The organism is Anaeromassilibacillus sp. D41t1_190614_C2 (assembly GCF_015558525.1).
Lineage (GTDB): Bacteria > Bacillota > Clostridia > Oscillospirales > Acutalibacteraceae > Anaeromassilibacillus > Anaeromassilibacillus stercoravium.
The window spans coordinates 152,281-171,244 of the sequence record NZ_JADMOD010000001.1 but is presented as its reverse complement, the minus strand read 5'-3'; the positions used below and the strand labels follow the sequence as shown (position 1 = coordinate 171,244).

Below are 18,964 nucleotides of genomic sequence, written 5' to 3'. Positions count from 1 at the left end.
CAGGACAGAGAAAAGAGGTTGTTTTTTATGGCATACAGTGAGAAAGTAATGGACCATTTTGCAAATCCCCGCAACGTTGGAGAGATGAAGGACCCCAGCGGCGTCGGCGAGGTGGGAAATTCCCGCTGCGGCGACATCATGCGCATGTACATCAAGGTGGAGGGCGACACCATCACCGATGTGAAATTCAAGACTTTTGGATGCGGCGCGGCGATTGCCACCAGCTCCATGGCAACCGAGCTGATCAAAGGGAAAACGATCGAAGACGCGCTCAAGCTCACCAATCAAGCGGTGATGGAAGCACTGGACGGCCTGCCGCCGGTCAAAGTCCACTGTTCGGTTTTGGCGGAACAGGCCATCAAAGCGGCGGTCGCCGACTACTACAAACGGCAGGGGATTGACCCCACCCCGCTGGTGGGGGAACTCGCAGAGTGCGAAGAATGCGCCTGCGGCCTGCACGAATAAGAATACGCAAAAAGGGGCTGTCCGTTCAGATCAAAGAATGGACAGCCCCTTTGTTTTTTATTTTTGCCGAGGAAAAACTCACGCACCCTGCGCAACTTCCAGCGCAGAGATTCTTTGCTCAATATAGGCGGGTACTTCATCAAACGAGATTCCCAATGCGACGGACAGCTCTTCGTGTAGCAATTCTTCCGCACGTTTCCGATATTGTTGATCCGTTTTGCCCGGTTTCTTTCCGTTTTGGACCAGCTTTTTGCTCTTCCGGTAAACCGTCTTAATCAAGCGGATGAGATCCTCGCACTCATGCGTTTGCAGGGATGTGCGGTAATGCTCTGCCAACATGCGCGGGTCGCGGCACTCAAAAGAATCCTCCGAAATTTCCGGGATGCGGTCGATCAGGTGGTCCGCCGCTTCCTTTGTCATCACCGGACGCATAAACACACTGGTGTCCACCGGCGTATAAATCGTGCTGGCACTTCGAACCGGGACCAACTTATAATACAGCTTCTCCTTATCGACCCCGGGGAGGCTCTCCGGCGTGCCAACCTCTTCTACACGGCAAATTCCCGTGTTTCCATAAACAATCAAATCGCCCTTCTGAAACATTTTCTCGCCCTCCAAAAAAATAACCAACGTATCCTTTCACAACGTCAGCAAATGGGCGAACTCTGCGTTCATTCTCGTCGGGGTGGTCAAGGGAACATACCCACCGGCCATCCCACTCGCACCATGCATTCACCATTTGCTAAAACAGGCAGCGCCATCTTTGAAGCTAAGGGACTCCTTATCAAACGTTCACGCTGTATCTTTATTTTAGCACAATATTGGATGAAAATGTAAGAAAAATTTGAAAATGTTTAAAAAGAGCGCCGGTTTGGAGGGCTATTCGCTGGCCGCAAAGCACCGCTAACCTGTTGAATCACCTCCGCTAGGGAACAAAGATCCGCTATATTTCCTGCGGTTCGAAGCAGCGCTCTCGTTTGAAACACCTGATTTTGGAGTCTTTGCACAGCCAAGACGATCCTGTGCGCAGCGTCTAATTGCCAAAGCAACTGCTGTGGATGCATACAAGTCCCTCCCTCTCCTTTATGGTATTCCTAGAAATCCGATAGGTGTCTCTTTACGGGATATTGCCTATGAAGTAAAATATGGTATACTGAACACATAGATTGGGGGAGAACTTGTAATGAAACGCAGATGTCATCACCGGAAAATCGATCGGGACCTGGAACAACTCAACCAAAATTTAAACACCATCATTCAAAATCAGAATGAACTCTATTGCAAGCTGGAGCAGCTATATGCCATCGTTACGTCTTTGGATAGCCTCGACGGCACAGACAAGCATAAAACCGGGGATTCTTAACCCTAAACAAAGAAAGGACCCTGCATCTTTCTTCCGATGCAAAAGTCCTTTCTCTTTTTTGAATTATTCTTGAATTTGCCGGCACTCCATGTAAAACCGCTTATCCCACGCATGGCCCATTGAAAAGGTCTTCCGCGGCAATGCGCCGTCGAGCACAACCGTTTTGAAGAGTTCTTTTTTCGGCATGGCTTCCAACAGGAACCCGATGTTCCCCTCCTGGGCGGAGAGCTCTTCGACGACTTCCTCTCCATGGATATAATCGACCCGTCCGCCGTTTTCTTCTATGTAGGCGTCTAAGAACTTTTGAAGCGTCCCCACCGGAAGATTGGACGATGCTTGGGAGAAATACAGCTCGGTTTTCTCTTTTCCTTTGCATACGACCACACGCTGGCCGTCCGGCGCACCGCATTGGGCCTTCAGCGCTTCCAGCAGCTTTTTCTCATCCACGCCGAATACCACCCGGTGGATCGGCTCAAATTCCAAAGAGGCGTCGTGCAGGTTGACCACCTCGACCAGCGCATACCGCGCCGGATGCACGCGGGCTTCCTCGGGCGGGAGGACTTTCTTCAAATTCTCATAGCAGGTCTTTGCCGTCGCCAAGGAATGGTTGCCGTCGCCTACGGCGAAAAGCAGGGGGGCCTTCCCGGTGAGATCATACCGGGCATTAAAGGCCTCCGGGTCTGCCAGCTCATCCAAAGCGGCCAAAATGCGCCGCGCCTCGGAATCATCGCAGAGGATTCCCTCCAGCGACCCGCTGTCCTGCATAAGGTCGAACTGATACACCTGTTCCAATTCGCCCGCGCGGTCTTCCACTGGCTCGATCACCGTCTTCATCGGATCGTCGATCAGCAGCATAATGTGCGGGCACTCCAACGCAGCGTTCTCGCGCACCTTGACGCGCGGCGGGATGCGCTCCAACACCGTCCCCTCCGTTGCGCGGATCAGGGACTGGGACCCCTTTGTGAAATCATACTTTTCCAAGTCGACCACGCCGATCAGCCCGCGGCGGATTTTCCCATCGCGGAGCGTCCTGCGCACATAGATAAAATTTTCTACCGTGCGAAAGATCCCGTCTGCCAAATACCGGTCCATCGCTGCATTCACCGCCGCAATCCGCTGCTCAACCCCTGGCTGCTCCAGGTAAAGCTCAGGTACGATCATGCGCAGGGTGGAGGGGGCGTCCCCCACAAACGATTCCACCTCTTGCCAATAATCAGGCTGTGACGTGTATTGATCGCACGCGACAACGCTCCACTTGGTGAGGTCTGTTTCGGTGGGCAGCAGGACATTTGCCGGATAAAATCCCAAACTGTTCATTCAATGATTCTCCTCATGTTGGATTTCCCGCGCGGCGGCGGGGCTCGCCTTCCGGGAAGGGGACGTTCCCTCCGCCGGTATAACAGGCATATTGTATCGCGTTCTGTCGAAAAAGGCAAGTTTCAGCGCGCTGTATTTTCAAGGAACCTCTTGCATTGCACAAAGGGCAAAAACTTCCTATAATGAGGGAGAAAACGCGAATTTTGTCAAAAACAGGTGAACGAGATGTATATTGCAGATTTACATATCCATTCCAAATATTCCCGCGCCACCAGCCGGGAATGTGTCCCCGAATATCTGGACCTCTGGGCAAGGCGCAAAGGTATCGACATCGTCGGCACGGGGGACTTTACGCACCCGGCATGGCGCGAAGAATTGAACGAAAAGCTGGTCCCCGCGGAAGAAGGGCTCTATACCCTCCGGGAGGAATACCGCCTGCACGACGCCTGTACGGACGGGCTGCGGCGTCCCCGCTTTGTGGTGACGGGCGAAATCAGTTCCATTTACAAAAAGGGCGGCAGGGTCCGCAAGGTGCACAACGTCATCCTTCTTCCCAGCTTAGAGGCGGCGGAAACGCTCGCGCAAAAGCTGGAGGCAATCGGCAACATTCACTCGGACGGGCGGCCGATTCTGGGATTGGATTGCCGTGACCTGCTGGAAATCACCTTGGAGGCGTGCCCGGACGCCGTCTTCATCCCGGCGCACATCTGGACGCCGCACTTCTCACTGTTCGGCGCGTTCTCCGGGTTTGACACCATTGAGGAGTGTTTCGAAGACCTGACGCCCCATATCCACGCCCTGGAAACCGGCCTTTCTTCGGACCCGCCCATGAACTGGCGGCTTTCTGCGCTGGACGCTTACCATCTGGTCTCCAATTCCGACGCGCATTCCCCGTCCAAGCTGGGCAGGGAGGCCAATCTGCTGGACATTCCGCTCTCCTATCCCGCCCTCTCCCACGCCCTACAGACCGGGGAGGGCCTCACGGGGACCATCGAGTTCTTCCCAGAAGAGGGAAAATACCATTACGACGGCCACCGGAACTGCAACCTCTGCCTAAGTCCCGCGGAGGCGGAGCGTTACGGCGGGATATGCCCCGTCTGCGGGCGTAAGCTGACCATCGGCGTGCAACATCGGGTGGAACAGCTCGCAGACCGGGATGAGGACGCCCGTGCGCCGGGCGCAAACCCATTCGAAAGCCTCGCCCCTCTGCCGGAGGTAATCGCAGGCTCGACCGGTTTATCGGCCACCGGGAGCAAGGTCGCCGCACAATACGAATCCATGCTGCGGCAGCTCGGCCCGGAATTTCCCATCCTGCGCGAAATCGCGCCGGAGGACATCGAGCGCGTCGCTGGCCCCTGCATTGCGGAGGGGATTCGCCGCCTACGCGCCGGGAAGGTTGAACGTTCCCCCGGATACGACGGTGCATATGGAAAAATCCAGCTGCTTCGTCCGGACGAAATCGATGCGCTGAACGGGCAGATCAGCTTCTTCCTTGGACAAACGCCCGCGAAGAAAGGACCTGCTAGAAAGCTCCAAAAGCGCGCCGCAAAGGCGGAATCCGCCCCAGCCATATCCACGCCCTCCGCTCCTTCCGGTCCCCTCGACGGCCTGAACGAGGAACAGCTTGCCGCTGTAACCGCGCCGGAACGCGCGGTATCGGTGATCGCCGGGCCAGGCACGGGAAAAACCAAGACACTCGTCTCGCGCATCGCCTATCTCATCCAGAACCGCGGCGTCAAGCCTTCGGAAATCACCGCTGTAACCTTCACGAATAAGGCCGCCGGGGAAATGCGCGAACGCCTCGAAAAGCAGCTCGGCGGCAAATGTGCGGTCCGCGCCATGACCATCGGCACGTTCCACGCCATTTGCCTCCAGCTTTTGACCGAACACACGCAGGGCGTCAATCTGCTGGACGAATACGAAGCGCGGGAAATTGCGGACGAAATCGGCAAAGCGCACGCCTGCAAGCTCTCCCCCACAGCCTTTCTGCAAGAGGTCTCCCGCCGGAAAAACGGGTTGGAACCATCGGAAAGCGCGCTCTCTTCCGAGGTATTCGACGCATATCAGGAGTGCTTGCACACGGCGAATGTCCTGGACTTTGACGATCTTCTCCTACAAGCCGTTGCGATGGCAGAAGCGGAGACGGAAAAAAACGCCAAATGGGCCAAACGGTTCCACTATCTTCTCGTGGACGAGTTTCAAGACATCAACGCCCTGCAATTCCGGTTGGTGCAGGCGTGGAACCGAAACGGAAAAAGCCTGTTTGTGATCGGCGACCCGGACCAGTCCATCTATGGATTCCGCGGGTCGGACGCCCATTGCTTTGCCCGCCTGGAAGAGAGCTTCCCGGCTATGCGTTCCATCCGCCTGTTGAAAAACTACCGCTCCACGCCGGAGATCCTGCGCTGCGCGCTCCCGGTCATCTCGGAAAACGAAGGATCGCAGCGGCTTTTGAAGGCACAGCACCCCAGCGGAGCGCTTGTGCGCTGTGTCACGGCGGAGAGCGACCTGTCCGAGGGGATTTACATCGCCAAGGAGATCAACCGCATGGTGGGCGGCATCGATATGCTGGACAGCGACGCCGGGTTCTCCCATGCGGAGGATGCGCCGCCGCGCAGTTTCTCCGACATCGCCGTTTTATACCGCACCCACCGGCAGGCCGACCTGGTGGAAAAATGCCTCCGCCGGGAGGGGATTCCCTGTGTGATCGCCGGGCGCGACGACTTCTTGGCGGATGACGCCGTGCGCGGAGCTGTAAGCTTTTTCCACTTTCTGTTGGATGTGCAAAACGATCCCGCCCTGCGCGCCTGTTTAAAGCTCGTTTGGAACTGTCCCGCGGACTTAATCGGCAGCCTTGCACAATTTTTTGCGCAGGCGGCAAGTGGGAATCCTTCCCAGGAAGCCTTGGACGCCGCTGCAACCGAATACGCGGATGTGGCGGTCCCACAGCCCTTCTTTGCGCAGGTGGAGGAATTCCGGCAGCGCGTGGGAAAGGAAAAGCCGCGCAAGCTCTTGGATGCATGGGCCAAAGCGCAGGGACTCACAGCCTCAGAACCTTTCCAGCGCCTTCTGAACACAGCGGTATTCCACAAAGACATGGCCTCTTTCCTGCAAAACTTACTTCTCGGCCAGGAAAGCGACTTGATGCGAAGCGCAACCGGAAAACTCTACGAAGCGGGCGCGGTCACCCTGATGACCCTGCACGGTTCTAAGGGCTTGGAATTCCCCGTAGTATTCCTCGCCGGCGTCCGGCAGGGAAAGATTCCGCTGGAATCTCCCAAGCATCCGGCGAATGTGGAGGAAGAACGCCGCCTATTTTACGTAGGGATGACCCGCGCGCAGGAGGAATTGATCCTGTTGACCTCAAACGAGCCCTCCTGCTTTTTGGATGCGATCCCGGCGGACTGCCTGCATAAGACTACTACCGGAGGAAAAAAGCGCGCTTCGGAGATGAAGCAGTTGAGCTTGTTTGATTGATTCCCATCCGGGCCATTTGGCTTGTAACATGTTTTTCTTAATTTAGAAACGGATTTTCGATCGAACTTGAAAGCGCTCCCCATTACAAAAGGCAATGGGGAGCGCTTTTTCTTTGTCTGTTGGAAACAGCGGATTCCAGCGGGCCGTACTTGGGGTAACAGCAATTGTCGGGCCGACTATATGAATTTCCATGGCAGCTTGCCAAAAAATACGATCTGAAATGGGAATGCGTTTCTAGGGCGAAAATGGGAACCCTATCTTCCATGTGGCTTCCTACAAAATCGCTGTGGAAAGCCCAAAACGAGGTCTACTTTATTGGATTGGGGGTAAGGGCTTGGAACCATTCGCCGAATATTTGGAACGAGTGGAAAATCCGCAGTACCGGGATAGGCTACAGAATATATTCCACTGGATTACCGCCACGTTCCCCACACTGAGGCCCAAAATTGCTTGGAACCAGCCGATGTTTACCGACCACGGTACGTTCATCATCGGTTTCAGCGTTGCCAAAAAGCATCTGGCCATCGCCCCGGAACGGGCGGGCATCGAGCGTTTTTCGGATGACATCCTACAGGCCGGCTATACGCACAGCAAAGAGATCCTCCGCATCGGATGGACACAATCGGTGGACTTCCCCCTGCTGGAACGGATCATCCGCTTTAATCTGGAAGAGAAGGCAAACTGCCAGACCTTTTGGCGGAAAGAGCATCTCCTCACGGAGGAACTGCCGGATCACGCAACCGGGAAACGCTGATCCGAAGGTTCCCCCTCACAAAGATGCACAGGAAGACCCAAAATGAAGAAGCCTGCGGCGCATTCCTGAACGCGCCACAGGCTTTATATAAAAAAACCTTGCATCCTTCCTATCGGGCATAAGAATCATACATCCCAGTTTGTGGAGTGTGCTATGCAAAAACAGCAACTTGCCGTTGGGAAATGTTAACAAAAAATACCCGCGATAAACGCAGGCTAAAATGCTTCCAATAGAGAAAACCTGCGGTGCGCGACTTGCTCACCGCAGGTTTGGAGCGGCTGATGGGAGTCGAACCCACCTCCGAAGCTTGGGAAGCTTCTATTCTACCGATGAACTACAGCCGCATAAATACATCTTCTATTTGTGTAGCTTTATTATTTTACCATAAACTTCCCGCAGTTGCAAGCCTCTTTTTGCAGAAAAAATTCTTTTTCATTTCTGTAATCTTTACTTTACATAATCTTTACATTTCTCCCCCTCTCCCATTCTGCAAGAATTATAGTATTCCACATTTTCCACTAAGTTTTCCACATGAACGGGCGGCATTTTCCCCTATTTCCTCCTACTTTTCCACCACCTTATAAAATCGAGCTGTGCAATTCCGTGGAAAAATCGCAAAAAAATTACTTTACATAATTTTTGAGACAAAATGCGAACCTTTCCTGAAAGCACACAAAAGGCGCTGGGAAACCCATCCATAAAAACATGTTATGGTTGGGTAAAATCCCAGCGCCTTTTAGCTTTGCCAATATTTAATTTTTGCGGAAAGGTTGGCCTACGAATGCATCAATCGCGGGCTTTCTCCGCCACTTCCCGCTGTGCCTTTTCAATGAAGGATTCCAGCGTCATCGCGCCCAAATCGCCGTCCTTGCGGCTGCGCACGGAGAGATTCCCCTCTTCCATTTCCTTATCGCCCACGACGAGCATGTAGGGAATCTTGTGGAGCTGCGCCTCGCGGATCTTATAGCCGATCTTCTCGCTGCGCAGGTCGTTCTCTACGCGCAGCCCTGCATCCGTGAGGGCCTTTTCCAACTTCTCGGCATACTCGTGATGGCGCTCTGCGATCGGCAGAATCTTCACCTGTACCGGCGCCAGCCACATCGGGAACGCACCGGCAAAGTGCTCGGTCAGGATGCCGATGAAGCGCTCGATGCTGCCGAACACCACGCGGTGAATCATGATCGGGCGGTGCTTTGCGCCGTCTGCACCGGTGTACTCCAATTCGAAGCGCTCCGGCAGCTGGAAGTCCAGCTGGATGGTGCCGCACTGCCAGGTACGGCCGAGGCAGTCGGTCAGATGGAAGTCCAGCTTCGGGCCATAGAATGCGCCGTCGCCCTCGTTGACCTCATAGTCATAGCCCAGTTCGCTGATCGCATCGCGCAGGGCGTCGGTCGCCGTGTTCCAATCCTCCAAGGCGCCCATGTGGTCCTCCGGCATGGTGGACAATTCGATATGATATTTGAACCCAAAGGTGCTGTACACCTTGTCGATCAGGCGCACAACGCCTTTGATCTCATCTTTGATCTGCTCCGGCGTCATAAAGATGTGGGCGTCGTCCTGCGTAAAGCAGCGCACGCGCATCAGGCCGTGGAGTGCTCCGGAGAGCTCATGGCGGTGCACCAAGCCCAACTCGCCGATGCGGAGGGGCAGGTCGCGGTAGGAGTGCAGCTTTGTCTTATAGACCAAAATCCCGCCCGGGCAGTTCATCGGCTTGATGGCAAAATCCTCGTCGTCAATTACAGTGGTATACATATTCTGCTGGTAGTGATCCCAGTGGCCGCTGCGCTCCCAGAGCTTCCGGCTCAGGATGATCGGCGTAGAGATCTCCTGGTATCCCGCCTCGCGGTGAATCTCACGCCAATAGTCGATCAGCAGGTTTTTCAGCACCATGCCCTTTGGCAGGAAGAACGGGAATCCGGGCCCCTCTTCCATGATGGTGAAGAGCTCCAGATCCTTGCCGATCTTGCGGTGGTCGCGCTTTTTCGCCTCTTCCAGCATCGTGACGTATTCGTCCAGCTGGGACGCCTTCGGGAAGGAGATGCCATACACGCGCTGCAGCATCTTATTGTTCGCGTCCGCGCGCCAATAAGCGCCCGTACAGTTCAACAGCTTGACCGCCTTGACGCAACCGGTGGACATCAGATGCGGGCCGGCGCAGAGGTCTGTAAAATCGCCCTGCTTGTAGAAGCTGATCTTCTCCCCCTTGCCGGAGTGTTCTTCGATCAATTCCACTTTATAGACCTGGTTGTTCTTCGCCATCATGTCCTTGGCTTCGTCCGGGTCAAGCTCAAATTTTTCCAGCGGAAGGTCCTGCTTGATGATTTTCTTCATCTCCGCCTCGATCTTTTCGAGGTCTTCCGGCGTGAGGGTACGCGGCAGGTCCATGTCATAATAGAATCCATTTTCAATGGCCGGGCCGATGGCAAACACTGCGTCCGGGAACAAATGCTGAACCGCCTGCGCCATGATGTGGGAGGTGGTGTGCCAATAGGCATGTTTCCCTTCGGCCGTATCAAAGGTTAGGATCTCGACGGAGCAGTCCTTCGTCACAGGGGTGCGCAGGTCCACAGCCTCCCCGTCGATTTTGCCGGCGCAAGCGGCCTTATACAGGCCCGCGCCGATGGATTTTGCAATTTCAGCGATGGTTGTGCCGGCCTCATACTCCCGCACATCGCCTTTGAGCGTTACTTTTACCATATTCTCGTCTCCTTTTTCAATTTCAACAAACAAAAAACCCGCCCCTTCTCAACAAAGGGGCGGGTTGTATAACCCACGGTTCCACCCTGATTCGACAGGAATCCTGTCCTTTCAGCGGCCTATAACGCGGCCATACGGCACGCCTTCTGCACAACGCGTTCGGCGCACGCTCCGAGGTGGTGGCCTTTGCAAATCCCGCCTGCCGCCCGCGCTTCCAGCTACTGCGCGTGCTCTCTGTTGCTGGGAATTTACGGCGTCCTCATCAACGCTTTCAACCTTTTGATCTGGTTTTATCTTATCATTCCCCCCACTGGTTGTCAAGCGGGATTTTTCTTGTGATTGTTTCAAAGCATTCCATCACATTTTATTCATAATTTATACATATTGACATCAAAATTCTTGACATCCGGGTATATATCGTAATACAATTATAACCGTGATGATTGTTTCACAGTGGATGCATTGCATCCGTAGTTTCCAAGATTTTAATTTCAAATGCAGGGTGATCGGGAATCCCGGCCACCCCATGGGGAAACGCTGAAGGAACTCGCTTTATATCAACACCGGCAAATGTTCGGCCGGATCTGTGTTAAAAATACTTTTGCTTTGTGCATGTTTGGGAAACCAATCCATATGGGAAGCAGGACCCGCTGGCGCAGTTTTTTTAGGTTGTTTGCTGCTCGGCGGTCTTTTTTCTCGGCTTTATTTATCTTGAATAACGTTTCGAACATGCCCCAGGCGTATCCGGGAAGTGTGCCAGCGGCAGAGCGTGCCTTTTCATAAATGTTGCCGCCACCTCCCATAGGGAACCGTATTTTTGCGCTTTTCCATATCGAAAGGAAGGAATCCCTGTATCCAACTACGCCCAATTGCAGGCAAAGATTCCCGGTCCTGTTTATTAAGGAAGGGCAGGCCGTAGGTTTCTTTGCGCGTTTGCGCCGTATTGGAAGGAAGCATAAAGCCCTCCCCGATGGGCTGCCACCGGATCGGTTGATCTGCGCGGTTCTGGTTCAGTGCCCCCTTGAATCAAATGGAAAACAAGGAGGTGCCAACAGAATTGTATCAAATTTCACTCCCCGTATGTATTGTCATTGCGCTGGTATGCGCTGTGATTAGTGCGGCAATTGCCTTTTTTGCTGGCGTTGCGCACCGCAAGAAGACCGCAGAATTTGCGATTCACTCCGCGGAAGACGAGGCCAAACGCATTGTGAGCGAGGCGATCAAGACCGCAGAGGCAAAGAAAAAAGAGGCTGTTCTCGAAGGTAAGGACGAGATTCACCGGCAGCGCACCGAGGCGGAAAAAGAGCTAAACGACCGCCGCAAGGAAGTCCAGCGCCAGGAACGCCGCATTCAGCAAAAGGAAGAAACCCTGGACAAGAAAATCGAGAGCTTAGAGGCTAAGGACGAAATCCTCAACAACAAAAATAAGCAGGCCGACGAGCGGTTGGCCGAGGCGGAAGCGGTAAAGAAGAGCCAGTTTGAAATGCTGGAACGTATTTCCGGTTTCACCGTTGAGCAGGCCAAGGACTATTTGATGAAGAACCTGGAAGACGAGCTGACGCACGAGAAGGCGGTCAAACTCATGGAGTTTGAACAGCAGACACGCGAGGATGCAGAGGCGTCCGCCCGCGAGATCATCTCCATGGCGATTCAGCGCTGTGCCGCCGACCATGTGGCCGAAGCCACCATTTCGGTGGTGCCGCTGCCCAACGATGAGATGAAGGGCCGCATCATCGGTCGCGAGGGCCGCAATATCCGGGCCATCGAAACCCTGACCGGCGTCGACCTCATCATCGACGATACGCCGGAGGCCATCACGCTCTCCAGCTTTGAGCCGGTGCGCCGCGAAGTGGCGCGTATCGCACTGGAAAAGCTCATTGCGGACGGCCGTATCCATCCGGCGCGCATCGAAGAAATGATCGAGAAGGCGCGCCGCGAGGTGGACGCCACGATCAAACAGGAGGGCGAGCGCGCGGTCATCGAAGCCGGCGTCAATGGCATCCATCCCGAGTTGGTCAAATTGCTCGGCCGTCTGCGCTACCGCACCAGCTATGGCCAGAATGTCCTGAACCACTCCTTGGAGGTCGCCTACCTCTCCGGCGTGATTGCCTCGGAGTTGGGGCTTGATCCCACAATCGCACGCCGCGCCGGTCTGTTGCACGACATCGGCAAGGCGCTCGACCACGAAATCGAGGGTTCCCATGTGGACATCGGCGTCGATGTGGCGCGCAAATATAAAGAGAGCGAGACGGTTATCCACGCAATTCAAGCACACCACGGCGATGTGGAGGCCAAGACGGTCATTGCCTGCATTGTACAGGCCGCGGATGCCATTTCCGCCGCAAGGCCGGGCGCGCGGCGTGAAAATCTGGAAAATTACATCAAACGTCTGGAGAAACTGGAAGAGGTGGCTTCTTCCTTCGAAGGGGTCGAGCGCTGCTATGCGATCCAGGCAGGCCGCGAGATCCGCATCATGGTGAAGCCGGATGTCATCTCCGACGATAAAATGGTCCTACTTGCGCGGGATATCTGTAAAAAGATTGAGAGCGACCTCGAATATCCAGGCCAGATTAAGGTCAACATTATTCGTGAAAGCCGCGCGATTGAATACGCAAAATAAGAATTCCAAGGGCGGGCAGCAATGCCCGCTCTTTTCATACCAAAGGAGGAGGCTTTCAAATGCCGCGCTATAGGATGGTCGTCCACGGGCGCGTACAGGGCGTAGGGTTCCGTTGGACATGCCTGCAAAACGCCAAAAAAAACGGCCTGACCGGTTGGGTCCGCAATCGGGCCGACGGCGCTGTCGAATTGGAGGCCCAGGGGCCGGATGAGGCAGTGGCGGCCTTTTCCGCTGGGATTCGCCGCGGAAATGGATACAGCTTCATCGACCACATCGAAATGCGGTCGGTCGCTGAAAAGCCATCGGAATCCGCATTCCATGTGCTCTATTAGTATTTTTCCTTCGATGAACCAAAAATCTGAACAAAGAACCACTCTGGGAGGCAACTGCTATGAATATTCTCGCGATTGGCGATGTTGTGGGCAGCATCGGCTGCAAATTTTTACGGGCACATTTGCCCCAACTGAAAAAGGTTAAGGGGGTGGACCTCGTCATTGCAAATGGAGAAAACTCCGCCGATGGGAACGGGATTACGCCCACCTCCGCCCGCTTTCTGTTTGACAGCGGCGTGGATGTGATTACCGCTGGGAACCACACCTTCCGCCGCAAGGAATCCTATGAACTCTTTGATTCCTGTGAGACGCTCCTGCGCCCGGCCAATTTTCCGTCCCTTGCTCCCGGCCGTGGTTTCTGCGTTGTGGACATGGGGCGCATCCAAGTGGGCGTCCTCAACCTGATGGGGGTCGTCTACATGGAAAGCATGGATTCTCCTTTCGACGTTGCGGACCGCATCCTTGCGGAAGGAGTCCCAAAGATCACGCTGGTCGATATGCACGCGGAAGCCACCGGGGAGAAGCGCTCCCTCGCCTATTATCTGGACGGGCGCGTCTCCGCTGTCTTTGGCACGCATACGCACGTCCAAACAGCGGACGAAGGTATTTTAGACAACGGCACCGGCTATATCTCCGACCTGGGGATGACCGGACCGAAGCGTTCCGTGCTCGGCGTGAAGCCGGAGCTCGTCATCCAAAAAATGCGCACAAAGATGCCAGTGCGTTTCGATCTTGCAGATGGCGCTTGTCAAATGGGGTGCGTTCTTTTTACAATTGACGAAAAAACGGGCAAAACCACGGCAATAGAACGCCTTCTAATCGAATAAATACCGGAAATCGCAAAAAGAATTGCTAGTTATTCCTCTTTTCCGCTTGAAACTTTGTACAAAATGTTTTATCATAAAGGGGGAAAAACCTGCGATGGTTTCGTAAATTTCCAATACAAGGGACGTTGGAGGGATGGCTTTATGGAACCTTTAAAAGTGTCGTCAAAGTCCGCACCGAACGCAGTGGCCGGCGCAATCGCCGGAGTCATCCGTGAGTCTGGAAGCGCAGAACTGCAAGCCGTGGGTGCAGGCGCTGCAAATCAGGCGATTAAAGCGGTTGCCATTGCCCGCGGATATCTCGCCCCTGCCGGGATCGATCTCGTATGTATCCCGGCGTTCGCCAGTGTTGTAATCGATGGCGAAGAACGCACGGCTATCCGCTTAATTGTGGAGCAAAGATGATGAAAAAAGGGTTCCCGCGCGGGCCGACCTGCCAGAGATATGCGGCTGGTCTTCCGTGCGGGAACTCTTTTTGCGGGTCCCGTCCGCCCGTTCGTCCATCTTCGCTTTTTTATGGCAATAATATCGATTGAATCCCAGTGGGGAATATGGTATAATATGCAATAAAATCCCTAAAGTAACGAGTAGAAAATTAAGCAAAGAAACACAGCCGTGGCTATAAAAATATTACCGAGGGAGTGTTCGAAGTGATCAATGGAACCGAATTGCGGGATGCCATCATTTCTGGTGCCAACAATATTGCAAAGCATAAAACCTCTGTAGACGAGTTAAATATTTTTCCTGTTCCGGATGGCGATACCGGGACGAATATGAGCATGACGATGGGCGCCGCCGCGCGGGATTTGGAAAATGCACAGGGTGGCATTGGCGAAATTGCGCACAAAGCGGCTTCCGCCCTTTTGCGTGGGGCCAGAGGGAATTCCGGCGTAATTCTTTCCCTCTTGTTCCGCGGTTTTTCAAAAGGGATAGAGGGCTGCGAAGAAATCGATGGCACAGAACTGGCAAATGCGCTTGGTATCGGTGTGGAAGCTGCCTACAAAGCCGTTATGAAGCCGACCGAGGGGACCATTCTGACGGTTTCCCGTGTAGCCTATGAAAAAGGCAAAGCGGCCGCCGAGATCGACAACGACCCGGTCTATGTGTGGAGTGCCATCTGCAAGGGAGCTGCCGAAGCATTGGAGGAAACACCGGAGCTGCTGCCCGTCTTGAAGAAGGCCGGCGTGGTGGATGCCGGCGGCAAGGGTTTGTGCCACATCTTTGACGGTATGATGTCCGTCTTTAAAGATCACAAAATAATCGTGAACGAAGCCCCGGCGGACGTTTCCAACTTGAGTGCAGACGAATTTTTCCGCAATGCTGCGGCGGAATTCGATCAGGAGATCCATTTCACCTATTGCACCGAATTTATTGTGGGACGCGACCCGGATTGCGAAAAAGATCCGCAGGAGCTTCGCCAGTATCTGGAAGGGATCGGCGACTGTGTAGTTGTTGTGGACGATGAAGAGATCATCAAAGTGCATGTGCATACGGAAGAGCCCGGCAATGCGCTTCAAGCGGCGCTTGTATTTGGCCAGCTTCTTACCGTTAAGATCGAGAATATGAAAGAGCAGCACCGCAAGGCGGCGGAAGCCAACGAAGCGGCAAAAGCAAAAGCGGCTGCGGAAAAGGAACCGCTATCCCCGGCGGAACCCACGGAGGAAATCGGATTTGTATCCGTTGCAGTGGGCGAAGGCCTCAAGACGCTCTTCACCGATCTGGGCTGCACCCACGTGGTGAGCGGCGGCCAGACGATGAATCCCAGCACGAACGACATTCTGGAAGCGGTGCTGGCGACCCCGGCAAAGACCGTCATGGTTCTTCCGAACAATAAGAACATCATTATGGCGGCAGAGCAGACGGTACCGCTTGTGAAGGACCGCAAGGTGATCGTCCTTCCGACGCGCACCATCCCGCAGGGGCTTTCTGCGATGCTGGCCTATGACCCGGACGTTTCCACAGAGCAAAACGCCGTTACCATGATGGAAGCCGCTGGAAACGTGGCAACTGGAACCGTAACGTTCGCGGCGCGCGATTCGGAATATAACGGGCATAAGATTCACGAGGGAGACATCCTCGGCCTGCGCAACGGCAAAATGGAACTGGTGGAGAAGGACATCATCCACACATGCAGCAAATTGACCCGCTCCATGGTGAACCGCAGCACGTCCTTTATCACCATCATCTATGGTGAGGAGATCACAGAAGCCCAGGCAAACGATGCATATAACCGGATCAAGTCCAAAATCAGCAACGACATCGAGGTCACTTTGGTCAACGGCGGCCAGCCCGTCTATTACTTCATCATCTCCGTCGAATAACCAAGCTGAGCTTGGAGGCAGACAGCCGGCGCGTACCTTGCTGCTGAAAAGAACCCCGGTGTTCGCCGGACAGAAAGTACCCGCTCCCGGAGGGCCGAAAATTCAAAGCCATCTAATGCATGAACCGGTGGTTTCTTTCTGCGTTTAACCATCTCCCACTGCTGAGCTTGGAGGCAAACAGCCGGCGCGTATCTTGCTGCTGAAAAGGAGCCCGGTGTTCGCCGGACAGAAAGCGCCCGCTCCCGGAGGGCCGAAAATTCAAAGCCATCTAATGCATGAATCGGTGGTTTCTTCCTGTGTTTAACCATCTCCTATTGCTGCGCTTGGAGGCAGACAGCCGGCGCGTGCCTTGTTGCTGAAAAGAACCCCTGTGTTGGCCGGACAGAAAGCACCCGCTTCCGGAGAGCCGAAGATTCAAAGCCATCTAATGCATGAATCAGTGGTTTCTTCCTGCGCTTAACCATCTCCCACTGCTGAGCTTGGAGGCAAACAGCCGGCGCGTATCTTGCTGCTGAAAAGGAGCCCGGTGTTCGCCGGACAGAAAGCGCCCGCTCCCGGGATGCTGAAAACGCCAGATTTACGAATTCATAAAGAATACGTGTGTTTCAAAAGCCGGAGAAATCCGGCTTTTGTTGATTCTAGGATGGTAAGGAAGGTGGAAAGCATGTCTTTGTTTTCTATGCCGATTCAAGAATTGAAGGGTGTGGGGCCAAAGCGCGCCAAGCTGTTTGAAAGAATCGGCGCTCCCAGCGTAGGCGCTTTGCTGCGCCTCTATCCGCGCGCCTATCAAGACATGACCGCCCCCTATCCCATCCGGCAAGCTCCGCTAAACGAGCCCTGTGCCATACGGGCAACGCTGTACCGCCCGCCCACGGAAACACGGGTCCGCGGCGGGATGCTTCTTTGTAAATGCCGGGTGACCGATGGAGAAAGCGATCTGGAAATCACATTCTTTAACAATCCTTACGTCAAAGACCGCTTGATCGAGGGAGAATCGTATCTATTTTATGGGAAGGTATCCGCGAATTTTTTGAAACGCGAAATGCTGTCCCCGGAATTCTATCCAGAAGCGAGCTGCCCCGCGATCATCCCCATCTACCGGCAGACGCAGGGGCTCAGTTCCCGAATGATCGCCAACGCTGTCAAAAATGCGTTTTTGCTCCTCCCGCGGGATCTGCGCGACCCCATCCCGGAACCGCTGCGAAGGCAGCAACAGCTTTGGCCGCTCCGGGATGCCTTGGAGACGGTCCACTTTCCCCGCACGATGGACGGCCTTCGAAGCGCACGCCGCCGTATGATCTTTGAGGAACTGCTGGTGCTTCAATTGGGGCTTCTGCGCATGAAAAGCCGGAAACGCGGAGAAAGCCCCCTGCGCTTGACAAAGGACTGCACCGAAGAATTCTACCGCCTCCTGCCCTTCACACCCACAAATGCGCAAAAACGCGCTGTACGGGAGGCAATGACGGACATGATGGGCAGCAGCCCTATGAACCGCCTGGTGCAGGGGGACGTGGGCTCCGGCAAGACCGCCGTGGCCGCTGCGCTGTGCTACAATGTGATCGAAAATGGCATGCAGGCCGCGCTGATGGCGCCCACGGAAATCCTCGCGCGGCAGCACTTTGCGACCCTCTCCGCGATTCTCGCGCCTACTGGCATCCCCATTGCGCTGTTAACCGGTTCCCTAGCCGCTGGCAAAAAGAAAAAGCTGGCGGAACAGCTCCAATCCGGTGAGATTCGCCTGGTAATCGGCACGCACGCGTTGCTCTCCGAGGGCGTTGCATTCCAAAACTTGGGCCTTGTCGTCACGGACGAACAACACCGCTTCGGCGTGGCGCAGCGCGCAACGCTTTCCTCCAAAGGGAACAACCCTCATCTGCTGGTCATGAGCGCAACCCCCATCCCCCGCACGCTTGCGCTGATGATCTACGGCGATCTCGATCTCTCAGTCCTGGATGAACTTCCTCCCGGCCGCCAGAAGATCGAAACCTACGCCATTGACAGCTCCAAACGCATGCGCGCTTTCCGCTATATGCAGAAGCACATCGATCAGGGGTTGCAATGCTACATCATCTGCCCCACCATCGAAGAGGGCGAAAACGACATGGCGGCGGTTACGCAGTATGCGGAAAAGCTGCGCACGGAATGGATGCCCGGCAACCGCATCGGTGTACTGCACGGCCGTATGAAGGCCAAGGAAAAGGAAGCGGTGATGACGGATTTCGCCGCTGGACAGTTGGACATTCTGGTTTCCACCACGGTGGTGGAGGTGGGCGTTGATGTGCCGAATGCGGTCGTGATGCTGATCGAGAACGCCGAACGGTATGGCCTGTCGCAATTGCATCAGCTCCGCGGGCGCGTCGGGCGCGGTACCCACCGTTCGACCTGTATTTTACTCTCCGACGCGCAAAATGAAGAGGCCCTCACGCGCTTACAGGTGATGTGCCGCACCTCCAATGGATTTGAGATCGCCGATGAAGACCTCCGTCTGCGCGGCCCGGGCGATTTCTTCGGTTCCCGGCAACACGGCTTGCCCGACCTGAAAATTGCAGATATGGCGCAGGACATGGAGATCTTAAAACAGGCGCAGCAGGCAGCCCACACGATTTTGACACAGGATTTCGCATTGGAACAGCCGGAACACCGCGGCTTGCGTGCGGAGGTCAACCAACTCTTCCAGACGCTGGTAGGCGGTTAAGCGAGCTCCATTGCGCTTCCATCGGCCATTCCCGCAGTTTTTATCCATGAAAACGCAATCCCCAGGGATCCATCCATCAGGACTCCTGGGGATTTTCTG

General features: G+C 54.8%; 13 protein-coding genes and 1 tRNA gene. 10 read left to right on the top strand and 4 right to left on the bottom strand.

Annotated elements, in window-relative coordinates; genetic code table 11:
* Positions 1-27 precede the first annotated feature (27 nt).
* The gene (nifU, locus tag I2G69_RS00730) at positions 28-465 is read left to right on the top strand and encodes a Fe-S cluster assembly scaffold protein NifU (protein ID WP_087230007.1); all 438 of its coding nucleotides are present in this window, start codon (positions 28-30) and stop codon (positions 463-465) included.
* A gap of 78 nt (positions 466-543) precedes the next feature.
* Here nifU and I2G69_RS00725 read toward each other — a convergent pair whose 3' ends face one another.
* Entirely contained in the window at positions 544-1,068 is a 525-nt protein-coding gene (locus tag I2G69_RS00725; protein ID WP_087230004.1) for a CarD family transcriptional regulator, read from the bottom strand.
* 580 nt (positions 1,069-1,648) lie between these two features.
* Here I2G69_RS00725 and I2G69_RS00720 point away from each other — a divergent pair.
* Positions 1,649-1,828, top strand: a complete 180-nt coding sequence (locus tag I2G69_RS00720; RefSeq protein WP_191362310.1) for a hypothetical protein — start codon at positions 1,649-1,651, stop codon at positions 1,826-1,828.
* Between the two features lie 63 nt (positions 1,829-1,891).
* On the opposite strand, the gene I2G69_RS00715 is transcribed toward I2G69_RS00720, so the two are convergent.
* Positions 1,892-3,145 (bottom strand): DUF1015 domain-containing protein, encoded by a 1,254-nt coding sequence (locus I2G69_RS00715; protein WP_195450414.1) that lies wholly within the window; start codon positions 3,143-3,145, stop codon positions 1,892-1,894.
* A gap of 225 nt (positions 3,146-3,370) precedes the next feature.
* On the opposite strand from I2G69_RS00715, the gene I2G69_RS00710 reads away from it, so the two are divergent.
* The gene (locus tag I2G69_RS00710) at positions 3,371-6,622 is read left to right on the top strand and encodes a UvrD-helicase domain-containing protein (protein WP_195560025.1); all 3,252 of its coding nucleotides are present in this window, start codon (positions 3,371-3,373) and stop codon (positions 6,620-6,622) included.
* A gap of 334 nt (positions 6,623-6,956) precedes the next feature.
* Positions 6,957-7,376 (top strand): iron chaperone, encoded by a 420-nt coding sequence (locus I2G69_RS00705; RefSeq protein WP_195560024.1) that lies wholly within the window; start codon positions 6,957-6,959, stop codon positions 7,374-7,376.
* A 270-nt stretch (positions 7,377-7,646) separates the two neighbouring features.
* Here I2G69_RS00705 and I2G69_RS00700 read toward each other — a convergent pair.
* Both I2G69_RS00700 and thrS read right to left on the bottom strand, forming a co-directional pair.
* A tRNA-Gly gene (locus I2G69_RS00700) sits at positions 7,647-7,720 on the bottom strand.
* Positions 7,721-8,162: 442 nt separating this feature from the next.
* A complete protein-coding gene (gene thrS, locus I2G69_RS00695; RefSeq protein ID WP_195560023.1) occupies positions 8,163-10,073 on the bottom strand; it encodes a threonine--tRNA ligase in 1,911 nt (636 codons plus the stop codon).
* 1,057 nt (positions 10,074-11,130) lie between these two features.
* Between thrS and rny the strand changes: the two genes are divergently transcribed.
* From rny to recG, 6 genes are all read left to right on the top strand, one after another.
* Positions 11,131-12,693 (top strand): ribonuclease Y, encoded by a 1,563-nt coding sequence (gene rny / locus I2G69_RS00690; RefSeq protein WP_237966740.1) that lies wholly within the window; start codon positions 11,131-11,133, stop codon positions 12,691-12,693.
* A 59-nt stretch (positions 12,694-12,752) separates the two neighbouring features.
* Positions 12,753-13,025 carry an acylphosphatase gene (locus I2G69_RS00685; protein WP_087229975.1) on the top strand — a complete coding sequence of 91 codons (273 nt, stop codon included), beginning with the start codon at positions 12,753-12,755 and terminating at the stop codon, positions 13,023-13,025.
* A gap of 59 nt (positions 13,026-13,084) precedes the next feature.
* Positions 13,085-13,852 (top strand): TIGR00282 family metallophosphoesterase, encoded by a 768-nt coding sequence (locus I2G69_RS00680; RefSeq protein ID WP_087229973.1) that lies wholly within the window; start codon positions 13,085-13,087, stop codon positions 13,850-13,852.
* Between the two features lie 141 nt (positions 13,853-13,993).
* Positions 13,994-14,254, top strand: a complete 261-nt coding sequence (locus I2G69_RS00675; protein WP_054323577.1) for a stage V sporulation protein S — start codon at positions 13,994-13,996, stop codon at positions 14,252-14,254.
* Positions 14,255-14,499: 245 nt separating this feature from the next.
* Positions 14,500-16,170 carry a DAK2 domain-containing protein gene (locus I2G69_RS00670; RefSeq protein ID WP_191405350.1) on the top strand — a complete coding sequence of 557 codons (1,671 nt, stop codon included), beginning with the start codon at positions 14,500-14,502 and terminating at the stop codon, positions 16,168-16,170.
* Between the two features lie 643 nt (positions 16,171-16,813).
* Positions 16,814-18,865 carry an ATP-dependent DNA helicase RecG gene (gene recG, locus I2G69_RS00665; RefSeq protein ID WP_279323425.1) on the top strand — a complete coding sequence of 684 codons (2,052 nt, stop codon included), beginning with the start codon at positions 16,814-16,816 and terminating at the stop codon, positions 18,863-18,865.
* The last annotated feature ends 99 nt before the right edge of the window (positions 18,866-18,964 follow it).

Excerpts from the sequence above, each read along its gene's own strand:
- I2G69_RS00675 (WP_054323577.1), top strand. The coding sequence starts at position 13,994 with ATGGAACCTTTAAAAGTGTCGTCAAAGTCCGCACCGAACGCAGTGGCC.
- I2G69_RS00685 (WP_087229975.1), top strand. The coding sequence starts at position 12,753 with ATGCCGCGCTATAGGATGGTCGTCCACGGGCGCGTACAGGGCGTAGGG.
- I2G69_RS00680 (WP_087229973.1), top strand. The coding sequence starts at position 13,085 with ATGAATATTCTCGCGATTGGCGATGTTGTGGGCAGCATCGGCTGCAAA.
- I2G69_RS00720 (WP_191362310.1), top strand. The coding sequence starts at position 1,649 with ATGAAACGCAGATGTCATCACCGGAAAATCGATCGGGACCTGGAACAA.
- recG (WP_279323425.1), top strand. The coding sequence starts at position 16,814 with ATGGTAAGGAAGGTGGAAAGCATGTCTTTGTTTTCTATGCCGATTCAA.
- thrS (WP_195560023.1), bottom strand. The coding sequence starts at position 10,073 with ATGGTAAAAGTAACGCTCAAAGGCGATGTGCGGGAGTATGAGGCCGGC.
- I2G69_RS00710 (WP_195560025.1), top strand. The coding sequence starts at position 3,371 with ATGTATATTGCAGATTTACATATCCATTCCAAATATTCCCGCGCCACC.
- I2G69_RS00715 (WP_195450414.1), bottom strand. The coding sequence starts at position 3,145 with ATGAACAGTTTGGGATTTTATCCGGCAAATGTCCTGCTGCCCACCGAA.
- I2G69_RS00725 (WP_087230004.1), bottom strand. The coding sequence starts at position 1,068 with ATGTTTCAGAAGGGCGATTTGATTGTTTATGGAAACACGGGAATTTGC.
- nifU (WP_087230007.1), top strand. The coding sequence starts at position 28 with ATGGCATACAGTGAGAAAGTAATGGACCATTTTGCAAATCCCCGCAAC.